Origin of the sequence: Bradyrhizobium sp. TM102, assembly GCF_009176685.1 — a bacterium.
Lineage (GTDB): Bacteria > Pseudomonadota > Alphaproteobacteria > Rhizobiales > Xanthobacteraceae > Bradyrhizobium > Bradyrhizobium ottawaense.
On record NZ_AP021855.1, the window covers coordinates 327,837 to 344,024 of the forward strand.

The window sequence follows — 16,188 nt, forward strand, 5'->3', positions numbered from 1 at the left end:
CCGACATCCGCGGGCGAGCAACCCTCGCGCGATGGCAGAGGTGGACGCCGCGGAAGACGAGAGACCATCTCCTTGCAGGTTTCGGACAGGTCGCGCCATGCGCTGGCGGCGGCACGGATCGCTGTTGTCTGATCGCGGCGCCTCGACGACCGTTTCGTGACGCCGGCGACCCAAAATCCCAGTTGCAAAGTTTCATCGCGCTGTTTCTAATTGGAATAACTACAAACATTCTGGGAGGACGACATCGTGTCTACAGTCAAACTGACGGTGAACGGCAAGGCCGTTGCTGTCGACGTCGAGGACCGCACGCTGCTGGTCCAACTGCTGCGCGATCACCTCAATCTCACGGGTACCCATGTCGGCTGCGACACCAGCCAGTGCGGCGCCTGTGTCGTGCACATGGACGGCCGCGCGGTGAAATCCTGCACCATGCTGGCGGGCCAGGCCGACGGGGCCAGCATCACCACCATCGAAGGCATCGCCAAGGGCGACGAGCTGCACCCGATGCAGGCCGCCTTCCGCGACAATCACGGCCTGCAATGCGGCTATTGCACGCCGGGCATGATCATGTCGGCGATCGACATCGTGCATCGTCACGGCGGCCAGCTTGACGAGGCGACCGTCCGAACCGAGCTGGAAGGCAATATCTGCCGCTGCACCGGCTACCACAACATCGTCAAAGCCGTGCTGGATGCAGCCGGGCGCATGAAGGTCTCGCAGGCGGCCGAGTAAAGCGGCACGCCTCGAAAAGAACCACGGCTGCAGCTTTCGAGGGAAAGCGCGGTCAAAGAACTTTCCGGTCGGGAGGACCAGACATGGGTGTAGAAGGCATCGGCGCGCGAGTCGTGCGCAAGGAAGACAAGCGTTTCATTACCGGCAAGGGCCGGTACGTGGACGACATCAAGCTGCTGGGCATGACCCATGCCCATTTCATCCGCAGCCCGCACGCACACGCCAAGGTGAAGGGGATCGATTCCTCCGCCGCGCTGAAGATGCCGGGCGTGGTCGCGGTGCTCACGGGCCAGCAGATTGTCGACGACAAGGTCGGCAACCTCATTTGCGGCTGGGCCATCACCTCCAAGGACGGCAGCCCGATGAAGATGGGCGCATGGCCGGCGATGGCGCCGGAGACCGTGCGCTTCGTCGGTCAGGCCGTCGCGGTCGTGATCGCCGACAGCAAGAATCTGGCGCGCGACGCGGCCGAGGCCGTCGTCGTGAATTATGAAGAGCTCCCGGCGGTCGCCGACGTCCAAGCCGCGATCAAGTCTGGCGCGCCGCAGCTTCACCCCGAAGCTCCCGGCAACCAGGTCTATGACTGGGTGATCGGCGACGAGGGTGCCACCGATGCCGCCTTCGCCAAGGCCGCCAATGTGGTCAAGCTCGACGTCACCAACAACCGCCTCGCCCCGAACGCGATGGAGCCGCGCGCGGCGATCGCCGATTACGACGCGGCGGAAGAGCATTTCACGCTCTACACGACCTCGCAGAACCCGCACGTCGCCCGCCTCGTGCTGTCGGCGTTCTACAACATCGCCCCCGAGCACAAGCTGCGCGTGATCGCCCCCGACGTCGGCGGCGGCTTCGGCTCCAAGATCTTCATCTATCCCGAAGAGATGGTGGCGCTGTGGGCCTCCAAGAAGATCGGCCGTCCCGTGAAATGGACCGGCGACCGCACCGAGGCCTTCCTCACCGACGCGCATGGCCGTGACCACGTCACCCATGCCGAGCTGGCGTTCGACGCCAGCAACAAGATCACCGGCCTCAAGGTAAAGACCTACGCCAATTTCGGCGCCTACATGTCGCTGTTCTCGTCCTCGGTGCCGACCTATCTCTACGCGACGCTGCTGTCGGGCCAGTACAACATCCCGGCGATCCACGCCGAGGTGATCGGGGTCTACACCAACACCACGCCGGTCGACGCCTATCGCGGCGCGGGCCGCCCCGAGGCGAGCTATCTGATCGAGCGGCTGATGGAAACGGCGGCGCGGCAGTTGAAGGTCGATCCGGCCGAGCTGCGCCGGACCAACTTCATCACCCAGTTCCCGCATCAGACGCCTGTCATCATGGCCTATGACACCGGGGACTTTAACGCCTCGCTCGACGCTGCCATGAAGGCGATCGACTATGCCGGCTTCCCCGCCCGCAAGGCCAAGGCGAAAGCCGACGGCAAGCTGCGCGGCATCGGCGTCTCCTGCTACATCGAGGCCTGCGGCATCGCGCCGTCGAAGGCGGTCGGTAGCCTGGGCGCCGGCGTCGGCCTGTGGGAATCGGCCGAGGTGCGCGTCAACCCGGTCGGCACCATCGAGATCCTCACGGGCTCGCACAGCCACGGCCAGGGTCACGAGACCACGTTCTGCCAGCTCGTCGCGGAGCGCCTCGGCGTTCCCATCAGCCAGGTCTCGATCGTCCATGGCGACACCGACAAGGTGCAGTTCGGCATGGGCACCTACGGCTCGCGCTCGGCGGCCGTCGGCCTCACCGCGATCCTGAAGGCGATGGAGAAGATGGAATCGAAGGCCAAGAAGATTGCGGCGCATGCGCTGGAAGCTTCCGAGGCCGACATCGTCATCGAGAACGGCGAGTTCAAGGTCACCGGCACCGACAAGGCGATTGCCCTGCCGATGGTCGCCCTTGCAGCCTATACCGCGCACAATCTGCCTGACGGGATGGAGCCGGGTCTGAAGGAAAGCGCCTTCTACGACCCCACCAACTTCACCTTCCCGGCCGGCACCTATATCTGCGAGCTCGAGGTCGATCCCGGCACCGGCAAGACCTCCTTCGTCAACTTCGTCGCGGCAGATGATTTCGGCCGGCTGATCAATCCGATGATCGTCGAGGGCCAGGTCCATGGCGGCCTTGTTCAAGGCATCGGACAGGCGCTGCTCGAGCATGCGATCTACGATGCCAACGGCCAGCCGGTCACGGCCTCGTTCATGGACTACGCCATGCCGCGCGCCGACGACGTGCCCTCCTTCAACCTCTCCCACACCACGACGCTGTGCCCGGGCAATCCCCTGGGCATCAAGGGCTGCGGTGAGGCCGGCGCGATCGGCGCCTCTGCAGCCGTGATCAACGCGATCACGGATGCGATCGGCAAGAACAACCTGGAAATGCCCGCAACCCCTGACCGGGTGTGGCGCACGATCCACGCGGCTTAAGAGGGAGGAACGAAGATGTACCAGACCACCTATCATCGCGCTTCCTCGGTCGACGAGGCCGCCAGCCTGTTCGCCAAGGGCAGCGAGTCGAAGTTCCTTGCCGGCGGCCAGACGCTGCTGCCGGTGATGAAGCAGCGCCTCGCAAGCCCCTCCGACGTGATCGACCTCGGCAAGATCAAGGAGCTGCAGGGCGTCGAATTGTCGGGCGACACGCTGACCATCAAGGCCGCCACGATCTATTACGACATCATGACCAATGCCGATGTGAAGAAGGCGATTCCCGCGATTGCCTATCTCACCTCGGTGCTCGGCGACCCCGCCGTGCGTTACCGCGGCACGATCGGCGGCTCGATCGCCAACAACGATCCGGCCGCGGATTTCCCGGCCGCTTTGTTGGCCCTTGGCGCCACCGTGAAGACCAACAAGCGGTCGATCTCGGCCGAGGACTTCTTCCAGGGCCTCTTCACCACGGCACTCGAAGACGGCGAGATCATCACCGCCGTGTCGTTCCCGGTGCCGGCAAAAGCCGGCTACGAGAAGATGCGGCATCCGGCCTCGCGCTTTGCGCTGACCGGCGTGTTCGTCGCGCAGACCAAATCGGGCGAGGTTCGGGTCGCCGCGACCGGCGCCTCGCAGAGCGGCGTGATGCGGGTGCCCGCGATTGAGGCGGCGCTGAAGGCGAACTGGTCGCCGTCGGCGATCGACGGCGTGACGATTTCGGCGAATGGATTGCTGGCCGACATCCACGGCACTGCCGAGTACCGCGCCAACCTCATCAAGGTAATGGCACAGCGCGCGGTGGCCGCGGCGCGCTGATAGCGCCTCGACACAAATTTTCCGCGGCGCGCACTTCGGTGCGCGCCGTTTTATTTTGGCCATGCGGCATCAAAAGCGCTTGCCTCGCTGGCATGAAGGCGAGAAAAGTTAATCAGCCGATTAACTCGCTCCAAAGAAGAATGTCAGCGGCGATTGCCGAACCATCGGCATCCGCCCGCGACCCGAGGAAACAACAACGTGCTCGACAAATCAGCGCCCACCTCGACCGTCCGCTCCTCCGGCCCGCTCTCGGGCTTCCGCATCGTCGAATTCGCCGGCATCGGCCCCGGCCCGTTCGCCTGCATGATGCTGGCCGACATGGGTGCCGACGTCGTCACGCTCGACCGGGTCGGCGCGAAGAAGAGCATGAAGTCGGTGGCGGGGCGCGGCCGCAAGGTGATCGAGCTCGACCTCAAGGACAAGGCCGCGATCGCAGAGGTGCTCGACCTGCTTGCCAGCGCCGATGCGCTGGTCGAGGGCTTTCGTCCCGGCGTGATGGAGCGGCTCGGGCTCGGCCCGGACGTCGTGCTCGCGCGCAACCCCAAGCTGGTCTATGGCCGCATGACCGGCTGGGGCCAGGAAGGCCCGCTCGCCAATGCGGCCGGCCACGACATCAATTACATCTCCATCACCGGTGCGCTCGCCGCCATCGGCACGAAGGAAGCACCGGTGCCGCCGCTCAATCTGGTCGGCGATTTCGGCGGCGGCGCGCTCTATCTCGTCGTCGGCGTGCTCGCAGCCCTGCTGGAGGCGCAGCGATCCGGCAAGGGCCAGGTCGTCGATGCCGCGATGTGCGACGGGGCGGCATCGCTGATGTCGTTCTTCTTCGACATGACCACGCTCGGCCGCTGGACCGAGGGCCGCGACCAGAACTTCCTCGACGGCGGCGCGCATTTCTACGGCGTCTATGAATGTGCCTGCGGGCACTTCGTCTCGATCGGCTCGATCGAGCCGCAGTTCTACGCGCTGCTGCGCGAGCATGCGGGCCTGACCGATGCCGATTTCGACGCGCAGATGAACCCCAAGGCCTGGCCGGCGCTCAAGGAGAAGCTGAAGGCCGTGTTCAAGAGCAAGACGCGCGAGGACTGGTGCAAGATCATGGAAGGCACCGACATCTGCTTCGCGCCGGTGTTGACCATGTCGGAAGCAACCCAGCATCCGCACATGGTCGCCCGCAACGTGTTCGTCGAGCGTCATGGCGTCAAGCAGCCCGCGCCGGCGCCGCGGTTCTCGCGGACACCGTCGACGGTGCGTGAGCCGGAGGCAGCGGAGATCGCCGCGGTGACGAAGGCGTGGAAGAGATAGACTCTCCGCTGCCGCCTCAAACTCCGCCGTCGTCCCGAACAAGCGAGCGTAGCGAGTGCAGATCCGGGACCCATAACCACAGGAAGCGGTTTGGCGAAGACTCGGAGTTATCTGCTCGCGCCGCAACTACTCCCTGTAGCAACTAATCCCTGTGGGTATGGGTCCCCGCCTTCGCGGGGACGACACCGACATTGAGGGTGCACCCCGCGTCTAACGCAGGTGCCTACGCCGCATCCACCTTCAGCACTCCGCGCCGAATCTGATCCTCCTCGATCGATTCGAACAGGGCCTTGAAGTTGCCCTCGCCGAATCCGTCGTCGCCCTTGCGCTGGATGAACTCGAAGAAGATCGGGCCGATCGCGTTGGCCGAGAAGATCTGGAGCAGCACCTTGGTCTGGCCGCCCTCGACCACGCCTTCGCCGTCGATCAGGATGCCGTTCTTCCGGAGACGCGCGAGGTCCTCGCCATGCTTGGGCAGGCGCGCGTCGATCCGCTCGAAATAGGTCTCCGGCGGCGACGGCATGAAGGGCAGGCCGGCGACGCGCAGGCCTTCGATGGTGCGGTAGATGTCGCGGCAGCCGCAGGCGATGTGCTGGATGCCCTCGCCGCGATAGGTCTTCAGATATTCCTCGATCTGGCCGGAATCGCCGGCGTCCTCGTTGATCGGAATCCGGATCTTGCCATCTGGGCTGGTCAGTGCGCGCGAGAACAGGCCGGAGGCGCGGCCCTCGATGTCGAAGAAGCGGATCTGGCGGAAGTTGAACAGCTTTTCGTAGAAGCCGGCCCAGACGTCCATGCGGCCGCGATGGACGTTGTGGGTGAGATGGTCGAGATAGAACAGGCCGGCGCCGGCAGGCCGCGGATCGCGCTCGCCAAGCCATTCGAACTCGGCCTCATAGGCCGAGCCCTTGGCACCGTAGCGATCGACGAGATACAGCAGGCTGCCACCGATGCCCTTGATCGCGGGCACATCGAGCGTCTTCTGGGCCGGCGACACATCGGCAGGCTCCGCGCCGAGCGAAATCGCGCGGTCATAGGCCGCCTTCGCGTCGACCACGCGGAACGCCATCGAGGGGGCGCAGGGCCCATGCGTGGCAACGAACTCGTAACCGTGGGTGCCGGGCTCCTCGTTGACGAGATAGTTGATGTCGCCCTGGCGATAGACCGTGATCTTCTTGGTCTTGTGGCGCGCGACCGGCGCATAACCCATCAGCTTGAACAGCGCATGCAGCTCTTGCGGATTGGGATGCGCATATTCGACGAATTCGAACCCGTCGGTGCCCATCGGATTGTCGGCGCTGACAGTGGCCGGCGGTGCATCGTGCGGAAACGGTCCCATAGGCGGCTCTCCCAAATTGCTACTGGGAGGAACTATCCTTCATGGGGCCTGCAATGAGCGTGCAATCGGGACGGTCTTTGGCTATCATATGCACGATCCGTGCATGATATGGGCAAACGACGCATGATTTCGGTTGACGCCTTCGACCTCAGGATCCTGGGCGCGCTCCAGGACGATGGCCGCCTCACCAACCAGGAACTCGCGGACCTCGCGGGACTTTCGGCCTCGCAATGCTCGCGGCGGCGGATGCGGCTGGAGGAGGAGAAGGTGATCGCGGGCTATCACGCCGATCTCTCCAGCGAGGCGCTCGGCTTCGGCGTGATCGCCTTCATCCAGGTGGGCCTTGCGACCCATTCGCCGGACAATTCCAAGCGGTTTCGCGCGCTGGTGAACCGGATCGACGAGATCCAGGAGGCCTATTCGCTCACCGGTGACGCCGACTACGTGCTCAAGGCAGTGCTGCGCGATCTCAAGGGCCTCTCCAACCTCGTCAACGACGTCTTGATGCCGCATCAGAGCGTGGCGCATGTGCGCTCCTCGATCGTGCTCGACAGGCTGAAGGAGAGCTCGCGATTGCCGCTGAGGGAGATCAAGGCCGGCTGAAATCGAGGGAACTACGTCATTCGCGCTCCCCGCGCGATCTGCGATGATCCCAGCCAATCCGGAGATTCAGCCATGGCCCTCCAGCTTCGACCGAACTGCGAATATTGCGACCGCGACCTGCCGCCGGATGCGACGAACGCGCGGATCTGCTCGTACGAATGCACGTTCTGTGCGGACTGCGTCGAGACGAAACTGTCCAACGTCTGCCCGAACTGCGGCGGCGGTTTTGCGCCGCGCCCGATCAGGCCGACGCAGGAATGGCGGCCGGGCGTCTGCACGAGCAAACAGGCGCCGTCGGACAAGCGGGTGCATCTGAAATACAGCGTCGAGGACGTCGCGGCGCATTGCGCGCGGATACGGGACGTGCCGCCGGAGAGCCGGTAGGTCTCTCCACGCCGTCGATGCGTAGGGTGGGTTAGCGCAGCGTAACCCACCACGTCTGCGACCGCGGACACTGAAGAGGTGGGTTACGCTGACGCTAACCCACCCTACAAGACAGGAGCGCGCGGCTACTCCGCCGCCAAAATCGTCCCTTCCACCTCACCGAACCCCACGCGATAGCCGCAGCCCTGGCACCAGCCGCGCATCACGAGGCTATCGCCATCCTCCAGGAATGAGCGCTTGGCGCCACCGGGGAGCTCGATCGGCTCGGTGCCGTTCCAGCTGATCTCGAGCAAGCTGCCGCGCTGGTTCTTCTCCGGACCGGAGATCGTGCCGCTGCCGAGGAGATCGCCGACATTCATGGCGCAGCCGGAGGAGGCATGGTGCATCAGCTGCTGCACCGACGACCAGTACATGTATTTGAAATTGGTGCGGCTGATGCCGGCCGGCGCGTTGGCGCCGGCGGCGCGCAAGGAGACGTCGAGCGCGACATCGTAGTTCTGCGGTTTGCCCTGCTTGAGATAATCCAGCGGCACCGGCTCCTGCTCCGGCCCCTTCTGGCGGAACGGCTCCAGCGCCTCGCGCGTCACCACCCACGGGCTGATCGAGGTCGCGAACGCTTTGGCGAGGAACGGGCCGAGCGGCACATATTCCCATTGCTGAATGTCGCGCGCGCTCCAATCGTTGAGCAGCACGAAGCCGAAGATCATCTCCTCGGCCTGGCTCTCCGTCAGCATGCCGCCCATCGGCGAGGGCTGGCCGATCACGACGCCCATCTCCAGCTCGAAATCGAGCCGCTTGCAGGGCCCGAAGCTCGGCAGCTCGACATTCGGCGGCTTCAGCTGCCCGCGCGGCCGTTTCACCTGGGTGCCGGAGACCACGACCGTGGAGGCGCGACCGTTATAGGCGATCGGCATGTGCAGCCAGTTCGGCTGCAGCGCATTGTCCTTGCCGCGGAACATCACGCCGACATTGGTGGCGTGCTCCTTGGACGAGTAAAAATCGGTGTAGCCGGAGACGGTGAAGGGCAGATGCAGCCTTGCATCGCGCACCGGCACAAGCGCGCGGCTGCGCAGCTCCCCATTGTCGCGCAGCTCCGGATGATCGGCCCGCAGGAGCTCGCTGATCCGCGCCCGCGTCCTGGTCCAGACCTTTGGTCCCAGCGCCATGAAAGGATTGAGCGAGGCGCCGGAGAACACGCCGAGCGGACCGACATCGAGCCGGGAATCCTGCTCGAGCTCCCAGAGATCGAGCACGTAATCGCCGATCGCGACGCCGACGCGCGGCGTCGGATTGGCCGCGGTCGAGAACACGCCGTAGGGCAGGTTCTGGATCGGGAAGTCGGAGGCGGGATCGACGTCGATGAAGGAGCGGAGGCTGGGGTCGTTGGGGTGGGGCATAGGTTTCTCGTGGCACAGCGGTGACGGTGTCACCCTCCCCTGGAGGGGGAGGGTCGGCTCATATTGAGCGCAGCGAAATATGGGACGGGGTGGGGTGATCTCTCAACACGGGCAGCGTTACTCGCGGAGAGACCGTCACCCCACCCCGCTACGCATTCCGCTTCGCTGCATGCGTAACGACCCTCCCCCTCCAGGGGAGGGTAAGAGAGACTACGGCTTGCTCGGATCGAACCGCTTCTCCAGCCCCTTCCAGCAATCCGCGTAATCGTCCTGCAGCGTGGACGCGTTCGCGGCGTGCGCGGTGACGCGCTGCGGGTAGCGGGTCTCGAACATGAAGGCCATGGTCCCCGTCAGCTTCACCGGCTTCAATTCGCCGTTGCTGGCATGCTCGAAAGCGTCGCGATCCGGGCCGTGCGGCAGCATGCAATTGTGCAGGCTCATGCCGCCGGGGACGAAGCCTTGCGGCTTGGCATCGTAGACGCCGTAGATCAGGCCCATGAACTCGCTCATGATGTTCATGTGATACCAGGGCGGACGGAAGGTGTTGTCGGCGACCATCCAGCGCTCGGGGAAGATCACGAAGTCGATATTCGCGGTGCCCGCGGTCTCCGACGGCGAGGTCAGAACCGTGAAGATCGAGGGATCGGGATGATCGAAGCCGATCGCACCAACCGGCGAGAAGGTACGCAAATCGTATTTGTAGGGCGCGTAATTGCCGTGCCAGGCGACGACGTCGATCGGCGAATGCGGCAGAGTGGTCTTGAACAGCGAGCCGCCCCATTTCACGAACAGCTCGGTCGACGTGTCCTTGTCCTCGTAATGCGCGACGGGGGTGAGGAAGTCGCGTGCATTGGCCAGGCAGTTGGCGCCGATCGGCCCGCGCTCCGGCAGCGTGAACGCGCCGCCGTAATTCTCGCAGAGATAGCCGCGCGCCGGCCCGTTCGGAATCTCGACGCGGAACTTGACGCCGCGCGGGATCACCACGATCTCGCCGGGCTCGGCGTCGATGCGGCCGAACTCGGTGACGAGTCGAAGATTGCCCTGCTGCAGCACGAACATCAGCTCGCCATCGGCATTGTAGAAATGCTGATCCACCATCGATTTGGTGATGAGGTAGACATGCGCGGCCATGCCGGCCTGCGTATTGACGTCACCCGCCGTCGTCATGGTCTGCACGCCCTGAACGAAGGTCACATCGTCCTCCGGGAGCGGCGTCGGGTCCCAGCGCATCTGCGCGATCGGCAGATCGTATTCGTGGCATGGCGCCGAACGCCACAGGCCGGCCTCGACTTTCTCGAAGCGGCCGGAATGCTTCACCGACGGACGGATGCGATAGAGCCACGAGCGCTCATTGGTGCCGCGCGGCGCGGTGAAGGGCGAGCCGGACAATTGCTCGGCATAGAGTCCGTAGGCGCAGCGCTGCGGCGAGTTGCGCCCGATCGGCAACGCGCCCGGCAGCGCCTCGGTCTCAAAGCTGTTGCCGAAGCCGGACATGTAGCCCGGGGTGACCTGTGCCGAGCTTCGGACGATCTGATCGGGCGAGATGTTGATGTTCATCGCTATCCTCCTCCTTGCAGGGCTGCCCACATGTCCTGGTCGCGCTTGTCGGTCCAGATCACGGGATCGTCGATCCCCGACGCCTCGTCATAGGCGCGCGACACGTTGAACGGCAGGCAGTGCTCGTAGATGGCGAAGCTGTGGAATTTCGGATCCATCACCTCGCGGGTCGCGGCCATCGATTCCTTCAGCGTGCGCCCCTTCGCCACCGAGATTTCGGCCGCACCATAAAGCGAAGTGACGAAATCGCGGGTCATTGCGATGGCTTCGCGCACCGTGGCCGTGCCGTTGAGCGCATCGCCGCGGCCCGGCGCGATCGCCTTGGGATTGAAGTTGCGGATCTCGTTCAGCGTCATCGGCCATTCGCGCAAATGCGCATCGCCGCAATAACAGGCCGAGTGATATTCGATGAGGTCGCCGGAGAACATCACTTCGGCATCAGGCACCCAGGCGACGATGTCGCCGGAGGTATGGCCGGCGCCAAGCTGCATCAGGCGCACCTCACGCTTGCCGAGATAAATGGACATCTCGCCTTCGAAGGTCAGCGTCGGCCAGGTCAGGCCGGGGATGCTTTGCGCATCCTGGAACAGCCGCGGGAAGCGGCCGTATTCGGAATCCCAATCCTGCTTGCCGCGCTCCTCGATCAGACGATAGGTCTCCTGCGAGGCGACGATGCCTTGCGCCTTGTAGGCGGAGGCGCCGAGCACGCGCACGGCGTGATAGTGCGACAGCACGACATAATTGATCGGCTTGTCGGTCACAGTGCGGACGCGCTCGATCACCTTGTTCGCCATCGCCGGCGTCGCCTGCGCGTCGAACACCAGGCAACCGTCGTCGCCGACGATCACGGCCGTATTCGGATCGCCCTCGGCGGTAAAGGCATAGAGATCGGTGCCGATCTCGGAGAAGGTGATCTTCTTTTCCGAGAGATCGCCGGTGGATGCGAAGTTCTTCGCCATCAATTCGTCCTTTGAGTCTTCTGGGTTATTGTTGTTGCTGTTGTTGCTGCTGACCGTCGATCATGCGGCGCTTGGCAAGCTCGATCGCCTCACGCAGCACATCGATCTCGCCGATATGGTTGGCGAGGATCAGCACCAGCGCCGCATCGAAATCGGCGCTCTGCTCCTCGGTGAGCCCGCGATGCGCCTCGACGATGGCGCGAAAGGCATCGTCCGGCCGCGCAAAGTTGGAGCTGGTGGACAACGGCATGCGAAACCTCAATTGAGACCTTGAGCCTGCGACAACGCAGCCGCGATCGCGGCGCGCGTCGGATGGCGGAAGCGCGCGGCGACATAGCCATCGGGCCTGAGCAGATAGGCAGCACCCGGCGCGGCGTCATAGCGCTTTGCGACGAGGCCCGAGGGATCGGCAAGTCCGCCCTCGCCGCCGATGCGAACATCCTTGACCCCGTCGGGCACATCAATCGCCGCACCATTGCTGAACGAGAGCAGGGTGAAGTCCGTTCCCCCCTTGCGGAAGGCGTCCGTCAGATAGGCCTGCTCGGCAACCGGCGCATCGAGCATGGAGCAGCCGGGAGACGGTCCGCCGCCCCAGACATCTGCATCCGGCGATGACAGCGGCGAGTCATAGCTGCACGGCACCGACAGCCGGCCGCCGTTGACCATGCGCTTGCCGAACTCTGTCTCCTTGGCGAGCGACAGCACCGCCTTGCGCAGCCGCGCTTCCTGATGCGAATTCGGCGCCATGAAATCGGTCGAGCGTGTCGACTCGCGGATGTTCTCGTCGGCCGCCATGCTGCGCTCGGCATGATAGCTCTCGAGCAGGCTTGCGGGCGAAGTGCCGCGCAGCACGCGATCGAGCTTCCAGGAGAGATTTTCGGCGTCCTCGAGCCCGGAATTGGCGCCGCGGGCGCCGAACGGCGAAACCTGATGCGCGGAATCGCCGGCGAAAATCACGCGGCCATGGATGAAGCGGTCCATCCGCCGGCACTGGAATTTGTAGAGCGAGATCCACTCGAACTCGAACTTGTCGTGGCCGAGCATGCGCGCGATCCGCGGCCGCACATTCTCGGGCTTCTTCTCGACCACGGGATCGGCGTAGCGATTGAGCTGGAGGTCGATGCGCCAGACATCGTCGGGCTGCCGGTGCAGCAGCGCGGAACGTCCCGCATGGAACGGCGGATCGAACCAGAACCAGCGCTCGGTCGGGAATTCCGCGGTCATCTTGACGTCGGCGATCAGAAACTGGTCCTCGAACACCTGTCCCGCGAACTCGGCGCCGACCATCTGCCGCAGCGAAGACCGCGCGCCGTCGCAGGCGATCACATATTGCGCGTGCAGGCGGTAGGCGCCCTCCGGCGTCTCGATCGTCAGCGCCACGCCGTCGTTGCGCTGCTCCAGCGCCGTCACCTTGTTGCGCCAGCGCAGGTCGATCTCGGGCAGATCGCTGATGCGATCGACCAGATAGGCCTCGGCGTAGTATTGCTGGAGATTGATGAAGGCGGGCCGCTTGTGGCCGTCCTCAGGCAGGAGGTTGAACTGGTAGAGCAGGGACTCCCCGTGGAAGATCCGGCCGACGCTCCACACCACGCCCTTGGCGACCATGCGGTCGCCGACGCCGAGCCGGTCCCAATATTCCAGCGACCGCTTCGAGAAGCAGATCGCGCGCGAACCTTCGCCAATGCGGTCGGCGTCATCCAGCAGGACGACGCGCTGACCGCGCTGGGCAAGATCGATCGCGAGCGACAGCCCGACCGGGCCGGCGCCGACAACCACGACCGGATGCTCGGCCGGGCCTTGGCCGGCGCGGTCCTGATCGGCATGGCGGCGATAGCCGAACTGGGCTTTGGCCTGATGTGTCTTGCCCTGAAGTGGCTTGGCCTGCGCCATACTCGAACCTCGGCTATGGTCAGGAGAGCACTGATCTGCTAGATAGTCTCACGTGCAACTATTTTGGACCGGAGCCGGCCGGCCGTCAACTGGAATTCGGAGCGCGCCCCTTGGCGAGGACATCTGGCGATATCGCACTGAAGGCACGCCAAGCCGACGAGGCCTCGGCGCGGCCAAAAGCCCGACTCGACCTGTTCAAGTTCGTGCCGTTCCGCCTCAACCGGCTCGCGGCCGAGGTCAGTTCCGCGCTCTCGGTCGAATATCAGGAACGGCATGGCCTCGACATTCCGGCGTGGCGCGTGATCGCCACGCTCGGGTTCCGCAACGATGCCTGTAGCGCGCAGTACATCGCGCAATGCACCCGCACGCACAAATCCACCATCAGCCGCGCGGTGACCACGCTGCTCAGCGAGGACATGATCGAGCGGGTCGAGAACGAAGCCGACCGCCGCGAATTCCGCCTGCAACTGACGAAGAAGGGCCGCGCGCTCTACGAGGAGCTGTTCCCGCAATTGCTGCGGCGGGAGGACGAAATCCTCGCCTGCCTCTCCGCGCAGGAGCGCAAGCAGCTCTCGGCGCTGCTCGGCAAGATCGAGGAGAGCCTCGATCTGATCCAGACCAGCAAGGAAGCGGACGCCAAGCAGGCGTATTAGGGACTCATAGAGGCGCAGACGTCGGCTTTTGGGAGTCCGGTTGGAAAGCTTGGTAGGCCCGTGACGGCAGTGGCGTATATAGCGATGCTACTTGTGGCCTTTGCTGCAGCTCGCGCATACGCGGTTGACATGGGTTATCTGGCTCCCCCCGGAGTCGCTGCAAACGAGTTTCCCTCACCGCAGCGCCCTGTCGCACGAATCGTCAGCCCGCGCCGCTCCGCCGAAGAGCGCCGCGACGCCCTCAATGAGGCCGGTCAAATCGCACGCGTTCTTGAACTGAAACCAGGTATGACAGTCGGCGACATTGGAGCAGGCAGTGGCTACCACACGGTCAGGCTCTCGCACCTCGTCGGACCCGCCGGCTCTGTCGTTGCCCAGGACGTCACGCGGGATTACCTCGTCGAACTCGCCAGGCGAACAAAACTTCTGAAGTTAACGAACGTGCAATTCGCGCTCGGCGAACCCCACGACCCGCGTCTGCCCGCTTCCTCGCTGGACGCCGCAATCCTTGCGCATATGTATCACGAGATAGCCCAACCCTATGCCTTCCTCTACAATCTCGCGCCCGCCTTGAAGCAGGGTGCACGGGTGGGAATTGTCGATCTTGAGCTTCCGACGTCGAAGCACGGCACGCCAATTGAGCTCTTGCGCTGCGAATTAACTGCCGTCGGCTATCGCGAGGTCGCCACATCTAAGCTCGCAGGGGACGGAGGATACTTGGCGATATTCTCTCCGCCGGAGCTAGCGGCTCGAAAATCTCCCCGCGATATCGTTGCTTGTGTGGATCCTGCCGGCACTCGTTGAAACCATATCTGCCGCCCGTCTCGGAGACTGAACGGGTCCGAAGAAGGGGTCAGACCAGAAGTCGCCGGCTGAGACTCAAGCCGGAGATTTTGACCCGTTGCGGACTTAGGGCTCTCCTGTCAATGTTCCTCATATGGCATCCGGCTTGGAAAAGGCTCGACGAATGGATTTGCGGCGCGCGACCGCCACGCGTGCCGATCCGCGTCCTCGGCCCCCTCGTCCAGAGCTATCGTTGCAAGGACGCAACTATCTCATAGCCCATGCCTGTTTCGCGTGCCGAAAATCGTGGAAGGTTCGGGCAAATGCGAGCACTGTTTGCCCGCATTGCGGTTCTTGCCTTCATGAAATGGGCCGCGCGTTCAGGGCTCCGAAGCGGACCGATGCCGAGCAATGGCTGAAGGTGGAGGCCCTCTGGTCAGCGGGCTTCCGCTTCTGGCACTACGCCGGTGCGCAGCCATTGCCAGAACGATTGCGGGATGTTGAGGACTTCATTCGCCGCAATCCGGAGCATCCGGCGCGCATCGCGCGCGTGTGAGCGCATGCCTACGGACCGTAAATATCTTGACCGGATTGCTGATCTAGCGCCTCAATTGAGAGAGTCGCTCGCTACGCTGAAGGCGGAGTGGTCACCTGAGGTGGTGCCAATAACTGTAGCTGGCGGCGGATTGGCACAGGCTCTCATCGAGCATTTTGAGCAGCTGCCAAAAGACACGGTAAGGTCCGTTTTTGAACTCTGCGAGCAGGTGCTAGACAATGGCTCGGCCGAAGAACAGGCCGCCTTGTCGACGGGCTTTCTTGAAACATTGCAGCATGCGGACGGCGAGAGATTATTCGATTTTAAGGCACTGATTAGCTATCTCGGACCAAAGTCCAAAGAGCATTGCTTAGCGATGGACGAGTTCTGGAAAGTTACAACGCGCGGATTGTGGGGGGGTCCGCTTGTGGCCCGGCTCGGACCTCCGACGATGTTCTTTTCGAGCGGCATTCTGAAGCATAGCGGACACGAGGCCTGCCTGAACTGAGCCGCAAGAGCGCTCTCGGCGCTGCTCGGCAAGATCGAGGAGAGTCTCGATCTGATCCAGACCAGCAAGGAAGCGGACGCGAAGCAGGCGTATTGATTGAGTCCGCGCGGGTAGAACCCCCGTCATCCCTGCGGAACCGCGAAGCGGTTGTCGCTGGAGGTGCGAGGCGCGCGATGCGAAGCATCACGCGAGGAGCCTCGAAGGATGAGCGGCCGAGATGCGGCCGCGCGGATCGAGCCGGGCCGTCGCCCTTCGAGGGCCGCTGAAGAAGCGGCCACCTCAGGGTGACGGCGATAGGGTT

The 16,188-nt window shown here is 64.0% G+C and carries 16 protein-coding genes and 1 pseudogene; 11 read left to right on the forward strand and 6 right to left on the reverse strand.

Going from position 1 to position 16,188, the window contains the following annotated elements; genetic code table 11:
• Positions 1-246 precede the first annotated feature (246 nt).
• The 4 genes from GDN70_RS01545 to GDN70_RS01560 all read left to right on the forward strand — a co-directional run bounded on the left by GDN70_RS01545 (position 247) and on the right by GDN70_RS01560 (position 5,279).
• Positions 247-732 (forward strand): (2Fe-2S)-binding protein, encoded by a 486-nt coding sequence (locus GDN70_RS01545; protein ID WP_018321562.1) that lies wholly within the window; start codon positions 247-249, stop codon positions 730-732.
• Positions 733-815: 83 nt separating this feature from the next.
• Positions 816-3,158 carry a xanthine dehydrogenase family protein molybdopterin-binding subunit gene (locus GDN70_RS01550; RefSeq protein WP_028143910.1) on the forward strand — a complete coding sequence of 781 codons (2,343 nt, stop codon included), beginning with the start codon at positions 816-818 and terminating at the stop codon, positions 3,156-3,158.
• Positions 3,159-3,173: 15 nt separating this feature from the next.
• Positions 3,174-3,974: a xanthine dehydrogenase family protein subunit M gene (locus tag GDN70_RS01555; RefSeq protein ID WP_028143909.1), complete on the forward strand. Its 801-nt coding sequence runs from the start codon at positions 3,174-3,176 to the stop codon at positions 3,972-3,974.
• A gap of 198 nt (positions 3,975-4,172) precedes the next feature.
• Entirely contained in the window at positions 4,173-5,279 is a 1,107-nt protein-coding gene (locus tag GDN70_RS01560) for a CaiB/BaiF CoA-transferase family protein (RefSeq protein ID WP_028143908.1), read from the forward strand.
• A 223-nt stretch (positions 5,280-5,502) separates the two neighbouring features.
• Here the strand turns inward: GDN70_RS01560 and hppD are convergent, their stop codons facing one another.
• Positions 5,503-6,618, reverse strand: a complete 1,116-nt coding sequence (hppD, locus tag GDN70_RS01565) for a 4-hydroxyphenylpyruvate dioxygenase (protein ID WP_097669197.1) — start codon at positions 6,616-6,618, stop codon at positions 5,503-5,505.
• Positions 6,619-6,741: 123 nt separating this feature from the next.
• Here hppD and GDN70_RS01570 point away from each other — a divergent pair, with 123 nt between their 5' ends.
• Positions 6,742-7,221 carry an Lrp/AsnC family transcriptional regulator gene (locus GDN70_RS01570; protein ID WP_028143906.1) on the forward strand — a complete coding sequence of 160 codons (480 nt, stop codon included), beginning with the start codon at positions 6,742-6,744 and terminating at the stop codon, positions 7,219-7,221.
• 72 nt (positions 7,222-7,293) lie between these two features.
• Positions 7,294-7,605: a DUF1272 domain-containing protein gene (locus GDN70_RS01575; RefSeq protein WP_028143905.1), complete on the forward strand. Its 312-nt coding sequence runs from the start codon at positions 7,294-7,296 to the stop codon at positions 7,603-7,605.
• A 125-nt stretch (positions 7,606-7,730) separates the two neighbouring features.
• Here the strand turns inward: GDN70_RS01575 and fahA are convergent, their stop codons facing one another.
• The 5 genes from fahA to GDN70_RS01600 form a co-directional block, all read right to left on the reverse strand.
• Positions 7,731-9,002: a fumarylacetoacetase gene (gene fahA / locus GDN70_RS01580; RefSeq protein ID WP_028143904.1), complete on the reverse strand. Its 1,272-nt coding sequence runs from the start codon at positions 9,000-9,002 to the stop codon at positions 7,731-7,733.
• Positions 9,003-9,212: 210 nt separating this feature from the next.
• Positions 9,213-10,559: a homogentisate 1,2-dioxygenase gene (gene hmgA, locus GDN70_RS01585; protein ID WP_038973096.1), complete on the reverse strand. Its 1,347-nt coding sequence runs from the start codon at positions 10,557-10,559 to the stop codon at positions 9,213-9,215.
• 2 nt (positions 10,560-10,561) lie between these two features.
• Positions 10,562-11,518 carry an MBL fold metallo-hydrolase gene (locus GDN70_RS01590; RefSeq protein WP_097669202.1) on the reverse strand — a complete coding sequence of 319 codons (957 nt, stop codon included), beginning with the start codon at positions 11,516-11,518 and terminating at the stop codon, positions 10,562-10,564.
• 25 nt (positions 11,519-11,543) lie between these two features.
• Positions 11,544-11,768: a DUF2783 domain-containing protein gene (locus tag GDN70_RS01595; RefSeq protein ID WP_028143901.1), complete on the reverse strand. Its 225-nt coding sequence runs from the start codon at positions 11,766-11,768 to the stop codon at positions 11,544-11,546.
• Between the two features lie 8 nt (positions 11,769-11,776).
• Positions 11,777-13,408 (reverse strand): FAD-dependent oxidoreductase, encoded by a 1,632-nt coding sequence (locus GDN70_RS01600; protein ID WP_038973094.1) that lies wholly within the window; start codon positions 13,406-13,408, stop codon positions 11,777-11,779.
• 110 nt (positions 13,409-13,518) lie between these two features.
• On the opposite strand from GDN70_RS01600, the gene GDN70_RS01605 reads away from it, so the two are divergent.
• From GDN70_RS01605 to GDN70_RS35745, 5 genes and pseudogenes are all read left to right on the forward strand, one after another.
• On the forward strand, positions 13,519-14,061 hold the full coding sequence (locus tag GDN70_RS01605; RefSeq protein WP_038973093.1) for a MarR family winged helix-turn-helix transcriptional regulator: 543 nt from the start codon (positions 13,519-13,521) through the stop codon (positions 14,059-14,061).
• Positions 14,062-14,145: 84 nt separating this feature from the next.
• On the forward strand, positions 14,146-14,865 hold the full coding sequence (locus tag GDN70_RS01610; RefSeq protein ID WP_038973104.1) for a class I SAM-dependent methyltransferase: 720 nt from the start codon (positions 14,146-14,148) through the stop codon (positions 14,863-14,865).
• Between the two features lie 232 nt (positions 14,866-15,097).
• A complete protein-coding gene (locus tag GDN70_RS01615; RefSeq protein WP_152102084.1) occupies positions 15,098-15,400 on the forward strand; it encodes a hypothetical protein in 303 nt (100 codons plus the stop codon).
• Between the two features lie 4 nt (positions 15,401-15,404).
• On the forward strand, positions 15,405-15,887 hold the full coding sequence (locus GDN70_RS35360) for a hypothetical protein (protein ID WP_050995726.1): 483 nt from the start codon (positions 15,405-15,407) through the stop codon (positions 15,885-15,887).
• Between the two features lie 6 nt (positions 15,888-15,893).
• Positions 15,894-15,983 (forward strand): annotated as a pseudogene (locus GDN70_RS35745) (MarR family transcriptional regulator); the annotation flags it as partial.
• Positions 15,984-16,188: the final 205 nt, after the last annotated feature.